Source organism: Polaribacter batillariae (genome assembly GCF_017498485.1).
GTDB lineage: Bacteria > Bacteroidota > Bacteroidia > Flavobacteriales > Flavobacteriaceae > Polaribacter > Polaribacter batillariae.
In genome coordinates, this window is record NZ_CP071795.1 from 2,051,144 (window position 1) to 2,072,760 (window position 21,617).

16 protein-coding genes and 1 pseudogene are annotated in these 21,617 nt (G+C 29.1%); 12 read left to right on the forward strand and 5 right to left on the reverse strand.

Annotated features, from left to right (window positions below; translation table 11 throughout):
- The first annotated feature begins 91 nt into the window (after positions 1-91).
- From JL193_RS08815 to JL193_RS08830, 4 genes are all read left to right on the forward strand, one after another.
- The gene (locus tag JL193_RS08815; protein ID WP_207970457.1) at positions 92-1,936 is read left to right on the forward strand and encodes a PLP-dependent aminotransferase family protein; all 1,845 of its coding nucleotides are present in this window, start codon (positions 92-94) and stop codon (positions 1,934-1,936) included.
- 498 nt (positions 1,937-2,434) lie between these two features.
- A complete protein-coding gene (locus tag JL193_RS08820; protein ID WP_207970458.1) occupies positions 2,435-4,000 on the forward strand; it encodes a hypothetical protein in 1,566 nt (521 codons plus the stop codon).
- 16 nt (positions 4,001-4,016) lie between these two features.
- Positions 4,017-4,412: a hypothetical protein gene (locus JL193_RS08825; protein WP_207970459.1), complete on the forward strand. Its 396-nt coding sequence runs from the start codon at positions 4,017-4,019 to the stop codon at positions 4,410-4,412.
- Positions 4,413-5,069: 657 nt separating this feature from the next.
- On the forward strand, positions 5,070-5,822 hold the full coding sequence (locus JL193_RS08830) for a hypothetical protein (RefSeq protein ID WP_207970460.1): 753 nt from the start codon (positions 5,070-5,072) through the stop codon (positions 5,820-5,822).
- A 445-nt stretch (positions 5,823-6,267) separates the two neighbouring features.
- On the opposite strand, the gene JL193_RS08835 is transcribed toward JL193_RS08830, so the two are convergent.
- Entirely contained in the window at positions 6,268-7,155 is an 888-nt protein-coding gene (locus JL193_RS08835; protein WP_207973345.1) for an IS3 family transposase, read from the reverse strand.
- 8 nt (positions 7,156-7,163) lie between these two features.
- Complete coding sequence (locus JL193_RS08840) at positions 7,164-7,475, reverse strand: transposase (protein ID WP_207970461.1); 312 nt, start codon at positions 7,473-7,475, stop codon at positions 7,164-7,166.
- A 207-nt stretch (positions 7,476-7,682) separates the two neighbouring features.
- Between JL193_RS08840 and JL193_RS08845 the strand changes: the two genes are divergently transcribed.
- The 4 genes and pseudogenes from JL193_RS08845 to JL193_RS08860 all read left to right on the forward strand — a co-directional run bounded on the left by JL193_RS08845 (position 7,683) and on the right by JL193_RS08860 (position 11,991).
- Complete coding sequence (locus tag JL193_RS08845) at positions 7,683-7,988, forward strand: hypothetical protein (RefSeq protein WP_207970462.1); 306 nt, start codon at positions 7,683-7,685, stop codon at positions 7,986-7,988.
- A gap of 339 nt (positions 7,989-8,327) precedes the next feature.
- A complete protein-coding gene (locus tag JL193_RS08850; RefSeq protein ID WP_207970463.1) occupies positions 8,328-8,525 on the forward strand; it encodes a hypothetical protein in 198 nt (65 codons plus the stop codon).
- Positions 8,526-8,748: 223 nt separating this feature from the next.
- Positions 8,749-9,327 (forward strand): annotated as a pseudogene (locus tag JL193_RS08855) (GLPGLI family protein); the annotation flags it as partial.
- A 15-nt stretch (positions 9,328-9,342) separates the two neighbouring features.
- Positions 9,343-11,991: a carboxypeptidase-like regulatory domain-containing protein gene (locus JL193_RS08860; protein WP_207970465.1), complete on the forward strand. Its 2,649-nt coding sequence runs from the start codon at positions 9,343-9,345 to the stop codon at positions 11,989-11,991.
- 228 nt (positions 11,992-12,219) lie between these two features.
- Here JL193_RS08860 and mutS read toward each other — a convergent pair whose 3' ends face one another.
- Positions 12,220-14,829 (reverse strand): DNA mismatch repair protein MutS, encoded by a 2,610-nt coding sequence (gene mutS / locus JL193_RS08865; RefSeq protein WP_207970466.1) that lies wholly within the window; start codon positions 14,827-14,829, stop codon positions 12,220-12,222.
- A gap of 266 nt (positions 14,830-15,095) precedes the next feature.
- Between mutS and JL193_RS08870 the strand changes: the two genes are divergently transcribed.
- The 3 genes from JL193_RS08870 to JL193_RS08880 all read left to right on the forward strand — a co-directional run bounded on the left by JL193_RS08870 (position 15,096) and on the right by JL193_RS08880 (position 18,511).
- Positions 15,096-15,623, forward strand: coding sequence for an RNA methyltransferase (locus tag JL193_RS08870; protein ID WP_207970467.1), 528 nt, complete (start codon positions 15,096-15,098; stop codon positions 15,621-15,623).
- Between the two features lie 459 nt (positions 15,624-16,082).
- On the forward strand, positions 16,083-17,849 hold the full coding sequence (locus JL193_RS08875) for a tetratricopeptide repeat-containing sensor histidine kinase (RefSeq protein ID WP_207970468.1): 1,767 nt from the start codon (positions 16,083-16,085) through the stop codon (positions 17,847-17,849).
- Positions 17,834-18,511, forward strand: coding sequence for a response regulator transcription factor (locus JL193_RS08880; RefSeq protein ID WP_207970469.1), 678 nt, complete (start codon positions 17,834-17,836; stop codon positions 18,509-18,511). The genes JL193_RS08875 and JL193_RS08880 overlap by 16 nt, the downstream gene beginning before the upstream one ends.
- Before the next feature lie 304 nt (positions 18,512-18,815).
- Here the strand turns inward: JL193_RS08880 and mgtE are convergent, their stop codons facing one another.
- On the reverse strand, positions 18,816-20,168 hold the full coding sequence (gene mgtE, locus JL193_RS08885) for a magnesium transporter (RefSeq protein WP_207970470.1): 1,353 nt from the start codon (positions 20,166-20,168) through the stop codon (positions 18,816-18,818).
- Positions 20,152-20,961, reverse strand: coding sequence for a 16S rRNA (adenine(1518)-N(6)/adenine(1519)-N(6))-dimethyltransferase RsmA (gene rsmA, locus JL193_RS08890; protein WP_207970471.1), 810 nt, complete (start codon positions 20,959-20,961; stop codon positions 20,152-20,154). The genes mgtE and rsmA overlap by 17 nt, the downstream gene beginning before the upstream one ends.
- 85 nt (positions 20,962-21,046) lie before the next feature.
- Between rsmA and JL193_RS08895 the strand changes: the two genes are divergently transcribed.
- Positions 21,047-21,604 (forward strand): hypothetical protein, encoded by a 558-nt coding sequence (locus tag JL193_RS08895; protein WP_207970472.1) that lies wholly within the window; start codon positions 21,047-21,049, stop codon positions 21,602-21,604.
- The last annotated feature ends 13 nt before the right edge of the window (positions 21,605-21,617 follow it).

Consider the following 21,617-nt stretch of genomic DNA (forward strand, 5'->3'; position numbering starts at 1 on the left):
GAACTCAGGTTAATCGGTTTTTAAGACTACAAATACAAGGAAAAACTCTAATTAATGTATCTTGCAAATCGATCTTTAGAAGATAAAAATTATGCATAATAGTAAATTACAGAATTACATAAAAAACGTGTTAGAAAATATGCCAAAAGATTGGCTAAACCTAACAACACACAGGTTAGATATTTATAATGAAGAATTGGCAAAAACCGAATTTACGCACCAATTTGAAGCTTTATTCGACCATAATAATTTTAAATTATCTGCATTAGAAGAATTGCCAACTGCGTACGATTATATTCGATTAGGGCATCCTTTATCTTGTGTTTTAGAATGGGTTATTGGAAATTTACACAAGTTAAATTTTGAAAACATCATTAGTTTTTCATCTGAAACCATGCCTATTTTGGCAATTTTAAGAACCAATTTATTGGCGAATAAAAAAACTCGAATTTTGTATTCTAACAAGTTACCAGCATCTTTTAATACTAAAATTTTAAAAAGTGTTTATGGGTATCAATTTCAATTGAAAAAAGTAGAAAACGTTTCAGCTATTTCTAAATTCGATGGAAGTACCATTTTTATTGAAGAACAAAATAAAATTTCTTTGCAAAATCTACATTCAAACATCGATTTTCACATCCATATTTATAAAAATTTGGGCAGTATTTTATTGATAAATGGAGAAGAAAACGAGTCTTACATTTCCGATATTCAACATGTAAGAAGAAGAGAAACCATTGCAATGACGCCTTTTGATTGCTTAATTGCTTTGGAAGCGTTCGTAGAAAATACTTCTTTTAAAAAGAAAAATAATGATTTTGAAACGAATAAAAAAAGTGTTTTAAATTCCATCAAAAAAATTACAGAAACCACTTTAAAACCTTTGGTGGGTTCAAGCGGTTTGTCTGTTCAATACGCAATTATGATGGGTTTGGTACATCATGCACAAGAAAATTATCCTAAAAAAGCCATTAAATTTATAGTTCCGCCAAATTGTTATGGAGGCACAAACGACCAAGCAAGGCGTGTTGCTGCTTGTAATGCAAATATAGAAATTGTAGATTTACCTGTTGATGGCGATAATGATATGGTACAAAGCGTACACACCGTTTTAGAAAAAATTGCCTACGAAGATGCGATTCCGTATATTATTGCAGAAATTCCTACAAATCCACGAGTGGAAGTTCCAGATTTAATCGAATTAAAAGATGCTTTAAGCAAAGAGCGTAAAACTGCAAATGGCGAAATTGCCATGGATCCTGTTTTTATTTTAGACCAAACATTTTGCCCAAATGTTCATTTTTTAGGCGAAGGCGAAATTCTTTCTACAGTTAAAACAATTTCTTATGCAAGTGGATCTAAATTTCCGAGTGGCGGAAATTGTACTGCTGGTTATATGGTTGGTAATAATAAAACTGCCAATTTAATAGAGAAAATAGAAATCCACCTAAAACTTTGTGATAACGAAGCTACAAATTTTCAAATGGAAATCTTGGCAAAACAACTGCCTTCCATGAACCAACGAATTGCAGCTGCTTATAAAAATACGCGCGAATTTGTAAATTTTATTCACAAAACATTACCAGCAGCAAAAATAAATTTTGTTTCCTCGACACTGGCAAAACAAGGTTTTACCCCTTCTGTTTTTTCTTTAGATTTACCAACAAAAGGAAATTCTGCTGAAGAAAAAGAAGCATATAAAAGAAAATTGAATCATAAATTAATCCATTTAATGATTACTGAAATCCCTAATGAGAGTAAGTATTGTGTAAGTTATGGTCAGTTAAAAGGTTGTTATTGGACCATTCCTGCAACCTCAACACAAGGAACCACTAAAGAAGGCGATAAAGATTATATTGCAAGAGTTTCGCTTTCTCCAGATTTAGATTTAGAGCATCATAAAAAAGTGTTTTTAAAGTTTGTAGAAGCGATTTAAAAAATCTACGCAAATTAATTTTTTTCTTGAAAAACAACAGAAAAGTACAAACCACAAAACCTGTACTTTTCTGCTGTTTCTTTACCAATAAAACTAGGCAATTCCAAAGCTTTTCAATTGGTATTAAAATATCTTCACAAACCTTAATCAATTTTTCACTTTAAAACAAAAATCTGCCTTTTTACAATTCTTGGTATTTTTAAAACCATTTTTTGATTATAATTTATGCTGAAAAAACGATTTTATAAACAACTTGTAATCAGGTAATTAAAAGCCTGCTATCCCTGAGCTCAGGGATAAGCATCCCTGAATTCAGGGAGGCAAAAAATATACGGTCTTCAGGGATTGACAAGTACTTTTTTATGGTTTATATTTATACCATAATTCATTGTAGAAACAATAAAGTATTAACTACCCTCTAAATTTAAAGCTTAAAGATTCCCTAAAATATTTCGCTTTTAATAGACATGTGAATATTAATTTTTAAATTTAACCCATATGAAAAACAGAAAAATCAACTTTATCAAACTCGGACTTTTTCTATTCGTAGCTACCTTATTCTTATGGAATTGTACTTTAGAGAATAATTCATACGAACCAGAAAATATCGATTTAAATAACGTAAAAACTGTATCCTTTAAAGATGCAATTGCACATTTTAATGCTAAAAAAGAAAAAATTAAACAAAAAAAGAATTATTCAAAAAGTACAGAAAATAAATTTGAAGTTACTCCTGATTGGAACACCCTAGAATATAATGAAATTGCCTATACCAATGCTCAATTGACTACTGCTAATTCTCAAATAAATAGAAATGGTCAATATTCTAGTCAACTATATTTTATTAATGTTAACAACCATATTAGAAATGTAATTTTTACGATCTGGAAAGATGAAGTTGATCAAAAAGGTAATCTCATCAATGGAAGAATATATTTCAATGATTTAGAAGGTAAGTTCATTGATGGATATCGAGTTGAAAATGGAATTTTCACAAAACGTTTTGTTGTAAAACCACAAATTCAAAAAGCTAGTTTTTTCCCTCTTTTTTTTATTCAACAACACAACATAACTGAAGAAGGAGATTGTTGGAATACAGATGTTTTAAATGATTTTGAAGGTGGTGTTTTAAACGAAGTTGTTATAACTGCTGAAGGTGGAGGAAGTAGTAGTACTGGAGCAGGCCATAGTGATAGCTATAATTGGTATTACACATATGGTCCTGGAAGTATAAGCTATGGTAGTTACATTAATGGAGCAACATCTACAGGTACTATTGGTGGAGGTGGCAGCTCTAGTTTATCTTCTAGTCAAGTAACTTCTGCTGCTGCTGCAATTCTTATGGCGGCTCCTATTGAACCTGATGAAAACGGAAAGTGTCCTGAGGGATATACTAAAAACAACGATGGGCTTTGTGTGGATGAGGAAGAATTTGAATGGACAGATGAAGATTTTATTGTAATTGAAACTCCTTCGAAAACTATTGACTTAAATAAATATTTGAAATGCTTTGAAAATGCAAAATCAAGTTCCTCTTTTAGCCTAACTATATACGTAGACCAGCCTATTCCAAATAAAACAGACACATGGACTAACGATGGCACTCTTTTAAATCCTGACATAAATGTAGGTCATACTTTTATTTCATTAAATATGTCTGAAAATGGTGTTAATACGACACAAACTTTTGGATTTTATCCGGCGTCAGGAGTTTCTCCAAGGAATCCTCAAAAAAATGGTGCTTGGGTAGATGATGGTGGGCATAGTTTTGATGTAAGTGCAAAAATAAACTTAAATTTAAACGAATTCCAAAGTCTTATAAATAGTATTAAAAGTTTAGGAATGCCTACATATAATCTAAATTCTATGAATTGTACAGATGCAGCAATTCAAATTTGTAATACACAAGGTATGAGTTTACCTGATACAAACGGAACTTGGCTAGGTGGTGGAGGTAGTAATCCAGGTAATTTAGGTCAGGATATTAGAAATATGTCTAACAACAACTTAACTTATAACAAATCTGGTGGTAGTGCCCCTGCTAGTAAAGGAAATTGTAATTAAAAATAACATTATGTTTATGAAAATAATAAAAATATTTTGTATGCTTCTTTTAATATCATGCTCAAAACAAAAATATATGATAACAAGTAATAAAATTGGGGAATTTATTTTGGGAAATAAATTGGACAACAAATACGACTTAAAAAACTTTGACATTAAAACTGATGATAATAATAAAATCACATCAATAATTTGTAAAAGTAAAAGATATAAAACTAATGACGGATATGGAGTTGGTACAGATATTAATCTAATTAAAAAGAAAAATGATTTTTCTGAAAGTAAAATTACATTATCAAAAGAATCTCAAGAGATTGGTGATTTCGGAAATGTTTATATTTATAATAATATTGCATTTATTGATGTTAACCTTGACAGCATAGTTGATTTTGTTTGGATTGAAAAAAAATAACACAAACCAAAACCGCACATAAAAAAACAGCAGAAAAGTACAAATCACAAAACCTGTACTTTTCTGCTGTTTTTTTACCAATAAAACTAGGCAATTCCAAAGCTTTTCAATTGGTATTAAAATATCTTCACAAACCCGGTACAATTTTTCACTTTAAAACAAAAATCGGCCTTTTTACAATTTTTAATGTTTTTAAAACCATTTTTTGATTATAATTTAGGTTGAAAAAACGATTGCTGTAAATAACTTATAATCAGATAATTAAAAACTCGCTATCCCTGAGCTCAGGGATAAGCCTCCCTGAATTCAGGGAGGCAAAAAATATACGGTCTTCAGGGATTGACAAGTACTTTTTTATGGTTTATATTTATATCATAAAATTAATAGCGGAAAAATTATAGTAAAGCTAAAAACCATTAAAAATACTTTAACGAACTTAACTCTTAAAATCGAAAGGATAAAATATTAAGGAACCAAAATATTTATATGCGTAAAAAACAGGTTGGTAGCTATTAAAACGAAGTAGAACCATATCTAAGAAAGAACTCTGCTTGGAAGAAAAAATAAAAGAGTTAAAAAATATGAATTGTCCAAAAAACAGAGTTTCTTTGAAAAAGAAGGCAAAATTGCAAGTGTTTAATACTCCTAAAAAATTGAATGCGTAAAATATTTAATATTAATGAAATGAAAAATGTAACCATTATTTTTTTAATTACAGTTTTATTTATGAGTTGTGAAAAAGAAAATATACCAATGGAAAACCAATCTAACAATAATTTTAAATTGGTTTCGCAAGAATTCAATTACAATCTAAACAATTATGAAGTTCAAGACAAAGTAAAAATTGCTGTAGGAGAGGCATTAAATAATCTTTTAATTAATTCTCAAGACTTTAGAGAAACAATTATTAAGCATCTTATCAACGATAAGAAAGCAAAAGAACTACTTTACATTCAAAATAAAAATCTAGTTTTTGAAAATGGAAAAACGCTAGAAAATCTTATTTTGAGCGAATTTCAAATAAATAGTGAAAAGTATAATTTGATAAAACAAATTGAAAATGTTATTCCTAATTTAGTAATTAAAATCCCTGATTGGGCAAATATAATTTTTGAAAATGTTTCGACTTATGATGGTTTAGAATTTTCTATTTACCCAGGGTTAAATACCAAAAGCTCTTTTTATTTTAATCAGCAGAAAATGAAAAAAGTTAACAATGCTACTACTTTAGCAGACTACATTCCTATTCAAATAAAAGAAAGTGAAAAACTACTTCCTTTAAAAAAGAATAGTAAAGAGACGATTTGGAATGACAATTTAATTAATGATCATTTTCCCCACTTGCAGGATGTACAGAGTTTAAAAGAGAAGAATATATTACTTATAGCAATTCCGAATATGACTTCGTAGATAAAATATCTTTAAATGAAGATTTATTAAATGCAAAATTATGTGGAGTAGATTTAATTAATAGTGGTGGAAATAGTTCTTTAAATTGTAATAAAGTTTATGAAAGAGATTGTGTTACGGAGAAAAATGTTATTGAAGGTTTTAAATTTGCAAATTATGCTACTTTACTCGCAACTAATAATCAACCAGGTGGAGAAGATGAAATAGTGTTACATTATAACTTTTCTGTAGCTTCTATGTGCGGTGATTTAGATAAAACTCAAGTTTGTCCGCCTACTGATTGGAAACTTGTCATATCAGGTACATTCGATGATTTTTTTGAAACACAATTTCATTGGGGTAAACCAACAGACTCAAAAAATGTGAGTTTTAGAGGAAAACATGTATGGTTATTATGTTTTGACCCCTATAAAACAAGAGTAATCTTTTAAATTTCGATTATTAATTAAGCTGTTAATTTATTTCTTCTAATAAGGTGTTTATCTTGACTCCATTTTTCCATTGGAGTTATTCGTCCTAATAGACCATGGATCCTTCTATTATTGTAAAATTTCACGTAGCGTTTTAGTATTTGCTCTATTTCTCCAAAATATTGATAATCGAACCTTTTGAATACTTCTTTTTTTAATATTCCGTGGTATGCTTCAATATGTGCATTCTCTTCTGGAGTCGCAATGTGTGTAAATTCTTGTTGTACTCCGATTAATCCTAAATATTCACGCACTTTTTTTGCTATAAATTGACTGCCATTATCACTCCTAATAACTACATTATTGGGATAATCACAATCTTCAAACAATGCAGATAATAGCGCTATTACGTGATTTTGTTTGATATTAAAGGAAAAATAGTCTTTCAATATTCTACGTGTGTGAACGTCAATAACCGAGAGTAAATAAGCGTTTTTACCTACACTTGGTATCCAAACCATCTTTATATCCATCTCTAAACACTCCAAAGGTCTAGAAGTATAAACCTTTCTAAACTTTACAAATTTACGTCCAGAACCACTTCTATCTATCCTATTGTCAAGCTTCAACAGACCTTCTTCCTTCATAATTCTATATAGCTTTTTATGGTTTATAGTATAGCCGTCTCTATTTAAATAACTGGTCATTAATCTATAGCCACAATCTATAAATTCATCCTTTAAAACCTCTTTAATAGCTGCAACTACGTCATCCTGCAATACCAGGCCTTTAGTCTTGTGAAAGGTCTCTTTAGTTGGCTTATTTCCTTTTTTACCACCACTAGGCTTTCTATAATAGCTACTTGACACAATACCTACCATTTTGATAATCTTACTCTTGCTAATTTTATGTTTTTTATATATAGCGTCTACTAGATCTTTCTTGGATCGGACGTTCCAAACTTTTTTTTTAAAAGTTCTCGTTGCACTTCAAGTTCTATTTCTCTATCGCTTAGTAATTTTCTTAAAACACGATTTTCTTGTTCGGCTTCTTTAAGTTCTTTGCTTTTAGTGTCATAGGTAACTTTTAAACCAGCTTCACCTTTGTGCTCAAACTTTTTCCGCCAACTGTAGAAAGTACCTGTGCTTACACTGTATTTTCGGCAGGCTTCAACAATGCCGATTTCTTCTGAAACTGATAGTATTTCTAACTTCTGTGCTAATGTCCATTTCTTGTATTTCATATCTCAAATATATTTATTTGAAATTTAAAATATCACTCCGAATTAATAAGGGGCTAAAGTATATTAGACTACTATATTAAAAGTATTCCAAAATATTTTGACATTCCTGTTGAAACTTCTACAGAACAGATATATTCTCAAGCTAGATTTTTACTACTAACCCCTTCAAGTACATGGGATGGAAATTCTTATGGAGATGCAATAAGCATGGCTATATACGAACATGATAATCGTATAGTAAAACAGAGCACAACGAATTCAATAACTATAACCAATTCAACTAAAATATCTAATAAATTAAAATTAGGAAAGGCTTTTGAAGCGGGTGCAGATTTTAATAATTCTGTTACAAGAACATCAAGTACAACTTTAACTATTGAAGCAGAAAAAGATGTCGAATTAGGTAAAGTACCTATTAATTATTACGATCAAAATTTTAGTTTACCAAATAATGGAACTGGTTATAATATTTCAACTTTTGCAATAAACACACACTTTGCTTTTTATTATTAAAAGCACACGACAAGGTATATAAAAAACAGCACTTAAGTGTAAACTTCTAAGTCTATGCTTCTCTGCTATTTTAATTTATAAACTAAAAGTAAAAGCATTTTTATCCTGCTACTTTTCATATACAAAACGAGTTCGTAGCCATTTGAGAGAAACATTACGAAGAAAATTATCGGTTCAGAAAAAAAAGTCATTAAGTATGAAATGACTAAAGCCACTCACTTAAAAGAGATTGAACCGAGAGGAGTAAACAAAATGTAGAAATTGAATGAATACCAAAAACGGGAATAATTCCCACCCCAACTTTTTTAAAGTTGGTTAATTTCATAAAAACTAAAAATTATGAAAAAAATATTTTTAACTTTAGCTCTTGTTTTTGCAACAGGAACAATGATAAATGCAAGTTCTACAATTGAAAAAGAAGTAGTTGTTGGTGATTTCGATGAATGTGATACTTTTGCAACTGTAGCAGGAAAATTATTTCAATTAAGTTATGAGGAAGAACATAATTGGTTCCTTTATTGTATGGATAACTTGTAACATTTAATTTAACATAAGCCGACGCAATTAAATTTAGTTACGTCGGCTTTAATATTTAAAACTAAAAAAATGAAAAAATTTATACTAATAGGAATCATCTTATCACAATTAAATAATATTTATTCTCAAGATAAAATGTTTTTTAGCGAGATAACCTATAAAGCTTCTCTAAATACCAATTTAAATAAATCATTAAAAAAACACATCTGATGTCGTTAAAAGAAAGATGTTGAAAGTTATTGAAAATTCAAAAGATGTATTCTTCGTTTTAAAAATAAAGAATAACGAGTCCTTTTTCTATAAAAAAGAAAAATTAAATAATGATTTTGATAAAGGAATAAATATGACTGAAACCCTATCAGGAAAAGGGATATATTACAGTAATATTAATACAAATGAAATTCTAAATCAAAAAGAATCTTTTGGTAATAAATTTTTAATATCATATCCAAAGATAGAATGGATTTTAACACAAGAAAAAAAGAAAATAGGTAATTATATTTGCTATAAAGCAACTACTATCAAAAAAGTAGAAAATAAAAGAGGTATTATTAACAAAAAAATTACAGCTTGGTACACTTTAGATATTCCTTACAAATTTGGCCCCAAAGAATTTAGTAATTTACCTGGATTGATTTTAGAACTACAAGAAGGACGTCTAACTTTTACAGTAGATAAAATAAAATTGAATTTAAATAAAAAAATTGAAATTAATAAACCAACAGAAGGTAAAAAATTATCTTTAAAGAAATATAATGAAACTATAAAAAAAATAGTTTTAGATTATAGAAAAAATAGATAAATTCAATTTTACTTAATGAAGAAATTATTAAAATTTATATTTTATTTTTTAATTACCTTAAAAATAAGTTCACAAGAAATAACTTTAAGTGGTTTTGTAAAAGACAGTTTACAAAACCCTTTACCTTATGCAAATGTATTAGCAAAGCCTAAAGACGTTTCTAAAAATTTAAAATTTGCTATTACTGACGAAGAAGGTTATTATAAATTAAAACTAAAAAAAGGAGATACCTTAACTGTAAATATTTCTTATATAGGTTACATAACTAATAACTTTGAATTTATTGCATCAAAAAACACTAAAAAAGATTTTATTTTACAACAATCCTCGGAACAATTAGATGAAATTATTATAGAAATGCCTGTAATGATTAAAGGAGATACAACTACCTATAAAACAGAAAAATTTGTAGATGGTTCAGAACGAAAACTAAAAAATGTTCTAAAAAAATTACCCGGAGTTGAAGTTGATAAAAAAGGAAATGTTACTGTACAAGGTAAAAAAATAACTCAAATGTTGGTAGATGGTAAAAAATTTTTTGGCGGTAATTCTAAACTTGCAGTAGAGAATATACCAGCAGATGCTGTTGGAAATGTAGAAGTAATTGATAATTATAATGAAATTGCCTTTTTAAAAAACGTATCAGACTCCGATGAGATGGCAATGAATATCAAACTAAAAGAAGATAAAAAACAATTTATTTTTGGAGATGTAGAGACAGGGAAAGGAAATCAAGATTTTTATAAAACGAACGCAAATCTATTTTATTACTCACCAAAAACAAATATTAATTTTATAGGTAATACGAATAATATTAACGAAAAGACGTTTACTTTTAAAGATTATCTAAATTTTTCTGGTGGAGTAAATGCAGTGTTTAAAGGAAACTTTGATTTTACTGGACAAGATTTTTCTCAATTTTTAGAAAGTGCCGACTTACAGAGTAGCAAACAAAATTTTGGAGCTTTAAATATTACTAAAACTACAAATTCAAAATTAGATATTTCTGGATACGCAATTTTTTCAAACACAAATACGAGTAGTTTTATTGAGAATTTAAATGAATACACAAACTTTAATGAAGAAAAAACAAACAAAACGGATGCAGATAATTTATTAGGAATTGGTAATTTTAATATAGAATATACACCTAATAATTTAGAAAAATGGCATATTAAAACACAATTTAAAAGAACTAATAATTATAGTCAAAATGCAATAACATCGTTAATCAATACAAACACAAATACAATTACAACTGATCGAAATCTAAAATCTACTTACATAAATCAAAATATAGAATGGCACAAAAGACAATCGAGCAAACATACTTTTTCTACAGTTTTAAATTACGTTTACAATAAAAATAATAGGAATCATTTTTGGCAAACAAAAGACCCTATATTCAACAACTTAATTCCAATAGAAAAAGAACAAGAAACTTTTAAAATAAATCAAATAAAAAATACCAAAAAACAAAATATAGATGCTGTTTTTAAACATTTTTGGGAATTAAATAATAACAATCATATTTATACAACTTTAGGTAATATGTTTTTAAATGAAAGCTTTTTGACAAAGGAGAGCCAAGAACTAGATAATGGGAATATCAATAATTTTTCTATTAGCGAATTTGGTAACGACTTAAATTTTAAATTAAACGATTTATTTTTAGGAATCCATTATAAATTTAGAACAGGTATTTTCACATTTAAACAAGGTTTTTATGCACACAACTATCATTGGAAAACGAACCAACAAACGAACCTATCAAAAAACAAATGGGTAGTTTTACCAGATTTTTTAGCCAAAATAGAATTTACAAAATCTAAAAAAATACAGTTCAATTATAATCTAAAAACTTCTTTTTCTGATGCTAGTAAATTTGCAAATCGTTTTTACTTACAATCTTACAATTCCGTTTTTAGAGGAAATGAAAATTTAGAAAATAATTTATTTCATAATGCAAGAATTTATTATAGAAAATTTAGTTTATACAGAGGTGTTTTGTTAAATGCAAGTTTAAATTACACAAAACAAATTAGAGGGATTAGAAATGTAGTAAATTTTGATAACATCAATCAATTTTTAACTGTCAAATTATTTAATAATCCTTCAGAAAGTATTAACGGAAATATCAGATTAGAAAAACGAATTAAAGAAATAAAATACAAATTTAATGTTGGATTTAATAATTCTATATACAAACAAGAAATAAACAATAGTATTCAAATTAATAAAAATAACAACTACAATTATAAAGTTGGTATTGAAACTTTGTTTGATAATTTTCCAACTTTAGAAATAGGTTTAAAAAGAGAAATAGGTAAATTTATTTCTAGCAACAATAATTCTAAATTTGCAACCTTAGAGCCTTTTGTTAGTATAGATTATGACTTTCTCAAAGGTTTTATTTTTAATTTCGATTATAGTCGTAGTAATTATCAGAACAAAACTTTAGGGCAAAAAAATATCTATGAAATTGCGAATGGAACATTGTCTTATAAAAAACAAGACAGTGCCTGGTCATATAAAATTATAGCACAAAATATATTCAACACTAAATTTAGACAAAGCAATAGTTTTACAGACTATTTGATTTCTGACACAAAAACTTATATATTGCCGAGAGTATTTATGTTTTCGATTGGTTATAATTTATAACGTGAGTTCGATTTAAAAAATACTGTTTATCAAATAGTTATGGGTTTTTCTTTTTTTAAAATAACTGTCATTTCGACCTAATGGAGAAATCTTAGGCTAAAGGTAAGATTTCTCAACTACACTGCGTTTCGTTCGAAATGACAATATATTGGTTTTTAAATAGATAGTATGAATATTATATCGAACTCAAGTTATAAGGTTTAAACGTTTGAATAAGACACTTTCTTGCTATTTCTTCACCAACATTCGTTTAATCTCATTCAACTTCATCAACGCTTCAATAGGCGTTAAAGTGTCAATATTTGTTGATAAAATTTCATCACGAATATTTTCTAACAAAGGATCGTCTAACTGAAAAAAGCTCAACTGCATTTCTTCGTGTTGCGTTTGTTTTAAAACATCTTTTACTTCTGCATTTTTATTATTTTTCTCTAACTGTGCCAATATTTTATTTGCTTTACGAATTACCATATTTGGCATTCCTGCCAATTTTGCTACATGAATACCAAAACTGTGGTTAGAACCGCCAGAAACAAGCTTACGCAAGAAAATAATGTTGTCTTCCAATTCTTTTACAGACACATTAAAGTTTTTAATACGCTCGAAAGTAGCCGTCATTTCATTAAGTTCGTGATAATGGGTAGCAAACAGTGTTTTTGCTTTGGTTGGGTGTTCGTGCAAAAATTCTGCTATTGCCCAAGCAATCGAAATACCATCATAGGTAGAAGTTCCTCGTCCAATTTCATCCAATAAAATTAAACTTCTGTCTGAAACATTATTCAAAATAGAAGCCGTTTCATTCATTTCTACCATAAAAGTAGATTCGCCCATAGAAATATTATCACTGGCACCAACTCTGGTAAAAATTTTGTCTATAATCCCAATTTTTGCATTTTGTGCAGGCACATAACTTCCCATTTGTGCGAGTAAAACAATTAAAGCTGTTTGTCTTAAAATGGCAGACTTACCAGACATATTAGGACCAGTAATCATAATTATTTGTTGCTGATTTCTATTCAAAACAACATCGTTTGCAATATATGTTTGGTCGATTGGCAACTGTTTTTCAATAACAGGATGACGTCCATTTTTTATTTCCAAATCGGTGCTTTCATCCATAATAGGGCGCACATAATTGTTATCAATCGCTAAAACAGAAAATGAGAGTAAACAATCAATTTTTGCAATAATTTGTGCATTTTCTTGCACTTTTTGTACAAAACCGATGACATATTGCAATAATTTAGAAAAAATTTCTTGTTCTAAAACCTGAATTTTTTCTTCTGCTCCTAAAATTTTCGTTTCGTATTCTTTTAATTCTTCGGTAATGTAACGCTCTGCATTTACCAAGGTTTGCTTACGAATCCATGTATCAGGAACTTTGTCTTTATGCGTATTTCTCACTTCGATATAATACCCAAAAACGTTGTTAAACGCAATTTTTAAACTATTGATTCCTGTGCGTTCTGTTTCACGAGCCAACATATTGTCTAAATATTCTTTCCCAGAACTAGAAATGGCACGTAAATCGTCTAATTCTTTGTGCACGCCAGAAGCAATTGCATTTCCTTTATTGATGTTTACAGGAGCATCATCAAACAAAGTTTCGGTAATTTTTTCAATTAAAACTTCGCAAGTATGTAATTGATTTCCGAGTTCTTTAACTGCTTTATTTTTACTTTTTTGTGATGCCGTTTTTATCGGTAAAATGGCTTTTAAAGAATCTTTTAACAACACAATTTCTCTTGGCGAAGCTTTGCCTGTGGCTACTTTAGAAATCAATCGTTCTAAGTCAGATATTTGTTTTAGTTGATAGGTTACTGTTTTCGAAAAATCATTAGAATTGATAAAAAACTTTACCAATTCATGCCTGTTTTTAATCTCGTCGATATTTTTTAAAGGCAATGCCAACCAACGTTTTAACAACCTTCCTCCCATTGGCGAAATGGTTTTGTCAATAACATCTAAAAGTGTAACTGCGTTTACAGAATTCGGATTATACAACTCTAAATTACGAACTGTAAAACGATCCATCCAAACATAATTGTCTTCTGCAATTCTGCTAATTTTTTGAATGTGTTTTAACTGATTGTGTTGTGTTTCCGATAAATAATATAACACAGCTCCAGCAGCAATAATTCCGTTTTTTAAATCTTGAACACCAAAACCTTTCAAGTTTTTTACCTCGAAATGATTTTGAAGAGTTTCGTTGGCATACTCTGTTTGAAAAACCCAATCGTCTAAATAAAACGTATAATATTTGTTTTCAAACAACTCTAAAAATTGCTGTTTGTGTTGTTTTTGAACCAAAACTTCACTTGGCGAGAAGTTTTGTAACAATTTATCGATGTATTCCGCATTTCCTTCTGCTACTAAATATTCGCCTGTAGAAACATCTAAAAAGGAAATTCCGAGTTGTTTTTTATTAAAATGAACTGCCGCTAAAAAGTTATTGGTTTTGGTTTGTAAAACCTCGTCATTTAAAGAAACTCCAGGTGTAACCAATTCTGTAACACCACGTTTTACGATGGTTTTGGTCATTTTTGGGTCTTCTAACTGATCGCAAATGGCCACGCGCATTCCCGCTTTTACCAATTTTGGTAAATAGGTGTTTAAAGAATGATGTGGAAAACCTGCCAAAGCTGTTTCAGAGTCGCTTCCTGCACCTCTTTTTGTTAAGGTAATTCCTAAAACACCTGCTGCTTTTATCGCATCTTCACCAAAAGTTTCGTAAAAATCTCCCACGCGAAAAAGCAACATCGCATCAGGATATTTATTCTTGATAGCATTGTACTGTTTCATTAAAGGGGTTACCTTTTTTGCTTTTGGTTTTGCCAATTTTTTAGAAATTTTCAGTTAGTTTTGCGAAGATAAAAATAGTAAGCAGTTTTCAGTAGCAGTTTGCAGTGAACTTATCCACAAAATAAAGTTAGATTTGGCTAAAGTCATTTAGATGTTTATAATTATGAACATCTAGCTAAAGCAGGATTTAATTCAACTGGATTCAGAGCAACGTAGCATATCAACTGCAATGGGTTTCAACCCATTGTTAAGAGAATTAACAATAAATTGGCTTTAGCCAAATTCTATATTTAGATAGAAATATGAGGAAATTAAAGAACAACGAATTAAATAGAATTACGGTTGATGAATTCAAATCTGTTAAAAAAACACCTTTAATTGTAGTTTTAGACAATGTTAGAAGCTTAAATAACATTGGTTCTGTGTTTAGAACTTCAGATGCTTTTTTGATTGAAAAAATCTATTTATGTGGTATTTCTGCAACACCTCCCAATAAAGATATTCATAAAACAGCTTTGGGTGCTACTGAATCTGTAGATTGGGAATATGCTAAAGATACTTTAGAATTAGTTAAAAAATTGAAAGCAGAAAGTGTAAAAGTTTTGTCTATTGAACAAGCAGAAAACAGCACAAAACTGAATGATTTTCAGCCTAAAAAAGGCGAAAAATATGCAATTGTAATGGGAAATGAAGTAAAAGGGGTGCAACAAGAGGTGGTAAATGCATCTAATTTGTGTATAGAAATACCACAATTAGGCACCAAACATTCTTTAAATATTTCTGTTACCACAGGTGTTGTTTTATGGGATTTGTTTCAAAAAATACAATAAAAATATGGTTTACTATAAAAAATTTCTTATTTTGGAGAGTTAAACATTAAAGATTTTAAAAATGAATTTACAAGAAAACAATTTAGAAGAGTTCGAAATGAGTTTAAATCCTGGTGGAGAAGTCACTGAGGGAGAGACAACTGGAGAAGAAGGAACTGGAGGGGATGATCCAGAGTAAATAAAAAATATTTATTATTAGTAAAGGCCTTAATTATTCTCTATTAAGGCTTTTAAATTTTAAGTACTATTTTTTTGAAAAAAAAATATTTTCTTCTTTCTTTATGTATTTCTGTTTCCTTTTTTTCTCAAGAGAGAATAGAGAAAAATAAAGACTCGCTTCATTTTTATATCAAAAAAATAAAAAATAAACAACTTTCACTAAAAGTAAAAGAAAAGTATGCAAAAAAATTAGTTGTTTTTTCAAAAAATTTAAATGATAGTTTAAAATTTGATGCAAACATGCAAATTGCATTAATGTATTTTAGACAAAAAAAGTTAGATTCTCTTAAAAAGTACTGTTTTATTGCAAAGAAAAATGTAGAGGCATCAAACGATTTAAGCCGCATACAAAAATTTCATTTCTATTTAGCCACTTATTATAAATACAAAGAGGTTCCAGATAGTGCATATTACCATTATAATACTTCTAAAAACTTTTTGCTAAAGCTTGGCGATACTATTACAGCTGGAAGAAGAATGTTAAATTTTGCTGTTATTCAAATGAATGAAAAAGATTTGTTAGGCGCAGAAACTACAACAATAACCTCTTTAAAATATTTAGAAAAATCTAATTTAAATAGAATAAAGGCAGACTTGTATAATAATTTAGGTCTTATTGCTAAAAGAAGAAATGAATATGAAGAAGCTTTGAATTATTTTAACTTAAGCTTAAATTATTTGAATAAATGTGAAGTTAATGATAGAGTAATTAAGTCTAAATTGAACTATTATAATAATGTAGCTTTAATATATCAAATGAAAAAAAACTATAAAAAGTCGAATTTTTTTTTAAAAAAAGCGCTAAAAATAGATCGTATTAAAGAAAAGTTTTCATTGAGCTATGCTTTTATTTTAGAAAACATGACACTAAACAACTATAAATTAAATAATGAAAAAAACTTATTGTACAATTATAAAAAAGTTTTAAGTATAAGAGAAAAAGCAAAACATATAAAAGGTATTAGCATTACTAATAATTTATTAGCTTTTTACTATAAAGATAAAGGGAATAAAGAGAAAGCATTGTTTTATGCAAATAAGGGATTAAAATATTCGAAACAGTCTAATGAAAATACTAGAACTTTAGAAGCATTAAAATTATTATCTGAGTTAACAAAAGGAGAAACTTCAAAAAAATATTTACAAGCATATATTCAATTAAATGACAGTCTATACAATAGAGAAAGATTGATGAAAAATCAGTTTGCAAAAATTAGATACGAGACCGATAAAAAAGAAAAAGAGAACTCAAATTTAAAATTAGAAAACGAACGAAAACAGTTGGCTTTAGAAAGCGAAAAGCAACAAAAAATTATTGGCTGGTTAGTAGCATTAGGAAGTTTTCTTTTGATTCTTTTTATAATTACAATAACCAAAATAAGAAGAAGAAAACTGCTTTTCGAAGCCAAATTACAACAAGTAGAAGCACGAGAAAAAGAACGCCAGCAAATAGCAAAATCTTTGCATGACGAGGTTGCTGGAGACATAAGAATGTTACATTTAAAATTAGCAAAAGCAAACCAACAAGAAGCTGCAAAAAATTTAGAGGTTATTAAAGAAAACGTAAGAAATTTATCGCACCAACTAAGTAGTGAAAGTTTCGAGGAGGTTTCTTTTAAAAATCAAATAATAAACCTAATTGCAGATTATTTTGAGATCGATTTTAAAATTTCAGTAAAAAATATAGACGATATCTCTTGGAAAGAAATAAATAATTCTATTAAAAGAACTTTATATTTAGCCATTAGAGAAAGTATTCAAAATACAAGAAAATATGCAGAAGCAACAAAAATAAACATTCGTTTTAGCGATACCAAAAAAACAATTATATTAATTATTTCAGATAACGGAAAAGGTTTTAATACCTTAGAGAAAAAAACAGGAATTGGTATTAAAAATATGCAAGAACGCATAGAAGAAATTCAGGGTACTTTCTCTATTGAAAGTATAGAAAATAAAGGTACTACCACCACAATAGAAACCCCTAAAAAATGGAAGAGCGTATAAGAATTTTAATTGTAGATGATCATCAATTAGTAATACAGGGTATTTTATGTTCGCTAAAAGAAGTAGGAGACTTCGATGTTGTTACTGCCAATAATTGTGATAAGGCTTTTCAATTGATAAAAACACATCAAAAAACGAATCCTTTTCATATTCTTCTTACAGATTTAAGTTTCGATAATTCTACCGAAGAAACCAATTTAGATGGTGGAGAAGAATTGATTAAAGCCATTAGAAATAACGAGTTTGATCTAAAAATTGCTGTAATTACAGGCCATACAGAAACCAATAGAGTGTTTAATGTAATTCGCAATTTAAACCCCAATGCATATTTATTAAAAAGCAAGTGCGATGCTATAGAAATTGGTTTTGCCATAAATAAAATGTTAGCAAACGATTACTATTATACACACGAAATTCATCAAAAAATAATGCGCAGAAATATCATTCAAATTCAAATGGACGATGTTGCTCTTCAAATACTAAAGGAACTTCCCAATCATGCAAAAATTAGTAATTTAGAAGGCATTATTACAAAAAGCGATGGAGCTTTATTAAAACAGCGTTCTATTGAAACAAAATTGGCAAATTTAAGAACAGACCTAAATGCAAATAATAACACAGATTTGGTTTTAAAAGCAAAAGAATTAGGCATAATAGATTGATAATACCATTTTGTTTTTAGATTTACTGTAAATAAAAAAAGACGTTTTATTACGGTAAATTCAATTTGTAAGCGGTATAGATGTATAAAAATAGCTGTTTTGCGGAAATCCACATTTTTATTTACGGTTTTACACAGTCTTCTTTTTAAAAGCAAACGTACATTTGTAGTGTAGATATTATTAATTTAATAACTAAAAAAGGGATTAATTGCAGATATGAGATTAGGGGCTTATATCTAAAATTGATAGAAAAGGGAAAAACCTTTCTGTGAAAACAGAAAGGTTTTTTATGTTTTAGAAAACATTAAAACCCTAAAATTAATTTTGCAATAGAAAAGTAAATTAGAATTCCTAAAATATCGTTACTGGTTGTAATAAAAGGACCTGTTGCCAAGGCAGGATCTATACCTCTTCTCGCCAAAATAATAGGAATAAATGTTCCAATAATCGAAGCAATTACAATTACAGAAATTAAAGAAGCTGCAACAGTAATTCCTAAATCTATTTTAAAGCCTAAAAATAACATTCCTGCAGACATTAGTAAGGCTGCCAAAACAAAGCCATTTAATAGCCCTTGTAAAATTTCTTTTAACAATCTTTTAAAAAGTGAGCCTTTTAAGCTATCATTAGCCAAACCTTGCACAATAATTGCAGAAGATTGTACACCAACATTCCCAGCCATTGCAGCAATTAATGGTGTAAAAAAAAACAATTCTGGGTATTGGTCCATAGCACTATCGAAACTTCCTAAAACCGAAACTGAGATAAAACCACCAAACAATGCTAAAATTAACCAAGGTAGTCGTGCTTTTGTAATTTCTAAAATAGAATCATTTACTTCTACATCTTGCGAAAAACCTGCTGCCATTTGGTAATCTTTATCGGCTTCGTCTCTAATAACATCTACAATATCATCAATCGTAATTCTACCCAACAAAACGTTATTATCATCTACCACAGGAATGGCTTCTAAATCGTATTTTGCCATAATTTTTGCCACTTCTTCATCGTCTTCATGCACATTTACAGCATCTACTTTTGGCTTTAAAATATCGGCTATTTTTTGGTCAGATTTAGAGGTAATTAAGTCTTTTAAAGACAGTCTGCCCACTAATTTTTCTTCTTTATCTACTACGTAAATAGAATGTACTCGGGTTACTTCTTTTGCTTGGCCGCGAATTCTTCGCATACAACCTGCAACAGTCCAAGTTTCGTACACTTTTACCAATTCTTTTGCCATTAAAGCACCAGCAGTATTATCGTCGTAAGACAATAATTCTTTAATATCTGCAGCTAAATCGTCGTCTTCTAACGCATTAATTACACGTCTTTGGCGTTCTACAGAAAGTTCTCCAATAATATCTGCAGCATCATCTGTGTCCATTTCTCCAATTTCGTCTGCAATTTCTTGTGCAGATAAGTTTTCGAGAATTTTCTCACGCGTATCTTCGTCTAATTCTGTAAGAATTTCGGATGTTTTTTCGCTGTCTAAAAGCTTAATAATGTAAATGGCTTCGTCGAAATCTAACTCGTCTAGCACCTCTGCAATGTCTGCAAAATGGACTTCAGCAAACAGCGCAGAAATTTCTTTATCGCTTTTAGAAGCAATAAGTTCTGTTAGTTTGTCTAGAAATTCGTTGTTAATTTCTAAGTTCATTTTCTGCTAATTTTTGCGTGAGTGAGATAAAGTCTTGTACAGATAATTGTTCTGGACGTTTCGCAAATATAGGTTCTTCTTTTAAAGAATCCGAAAGATTAAAAGATTTTAAACTAGAACGCAGCATTTTTCTGCGTTGATTAAAGGCTGTTTTTACAACTCTAAAAAACAATTTTTCGTTCACAGGAAGCGAATAATCTTTTTTTCTAATAAGGCGAATTACACCAGAATCTACCTTGGGTGGTGGGTTAAAAACGGTTGGTGGTACTGTAAAAAGATATTCGACATTAAAAAAAGCTTGTGTTAAAACAGATAAAATTCCGTACACTTTAGAACCTTTTTTTTCTGCAATTCTTTTGGCAACTTCTTTTTGAAACATGCCTGCAAATTCAGGTACAAATTCTCTGTTTTCTATGGCTTTAAAAACAATTTGTGTAGAAATGTTATAAGGGAAATTTCCAATAATTGCGACTTGTTTTTTATTAAAAATTTCCGAGAGGTTTTTCTTTAAAAAATCGCCTTCTATAATTTCGAATTTTTCTTTGGAAGTATCTAAGTTGAGGTGTTCTACAGGAAAAACATTTTTTAAATACCCAACAGATTCTCGATCTAATTCTAAAACCGTAATTTTTGGTTTTTTCTGCAATAAGTATTTGGTTAAAACACCCATTCCTGGACCAATTTCCAAGACATTTTTATACCCATTTTCTGTTAACGCATCTGCAATGTTTTTTGCAATTGTTTCATCTGTTAAGAAATGCTGACCTAAATGTTTTTTTGCTTTTACAGACATTTTGCTCGTTTTTTACTTCTACCACAAATGTACAGTTAAAATTCGGCATAATTTTTGGTTCGTTGTATGATTAAAATCAACCAAAATGAATAAAAATTTACTGCTAATTATCGTTCTACTTTTCAGCTTTCAAATAACCACTTTTTCTCAAGAAGGAAAGTTAAAAAAAGGGAAAGAAAGTATTAAAACCTCTACATCTTCTAGAAATTCTGGCACGGTTACTTCAAAAAAATCTGCTTCAAGAAGAAGTAATATTAACGACGACAACCCTGCTAGAAACCTTTTTGCAAGTATCGTTTGGGGCATTGCAGCCTACACTTTTTATGGTGTTTTAATCGAATCTCCATGGGAAATAAATGGAAGAATGCACGATGCAGAAATTTCTAATTACCCGTATAAAGAAGCTAGATATGGTAATTTTATTTATACAGATTCTACCAATTACAACATTACTCGTTTCGATATTACCAACAATTTTGTGCGAGAAAGTAAAAATTTATATGGAAATAATTTTGGGGTAAATTTCCGATTTTTAAAACGTTTTGCTTTGGATGTAGATTATTTATATCTTTTTGAGAACGTAAACGGAAACCGAGATTCATTTTCTTTATATTCGGCTTTATTAAAGTATTATACCATTTAAACTTTGAATTCAA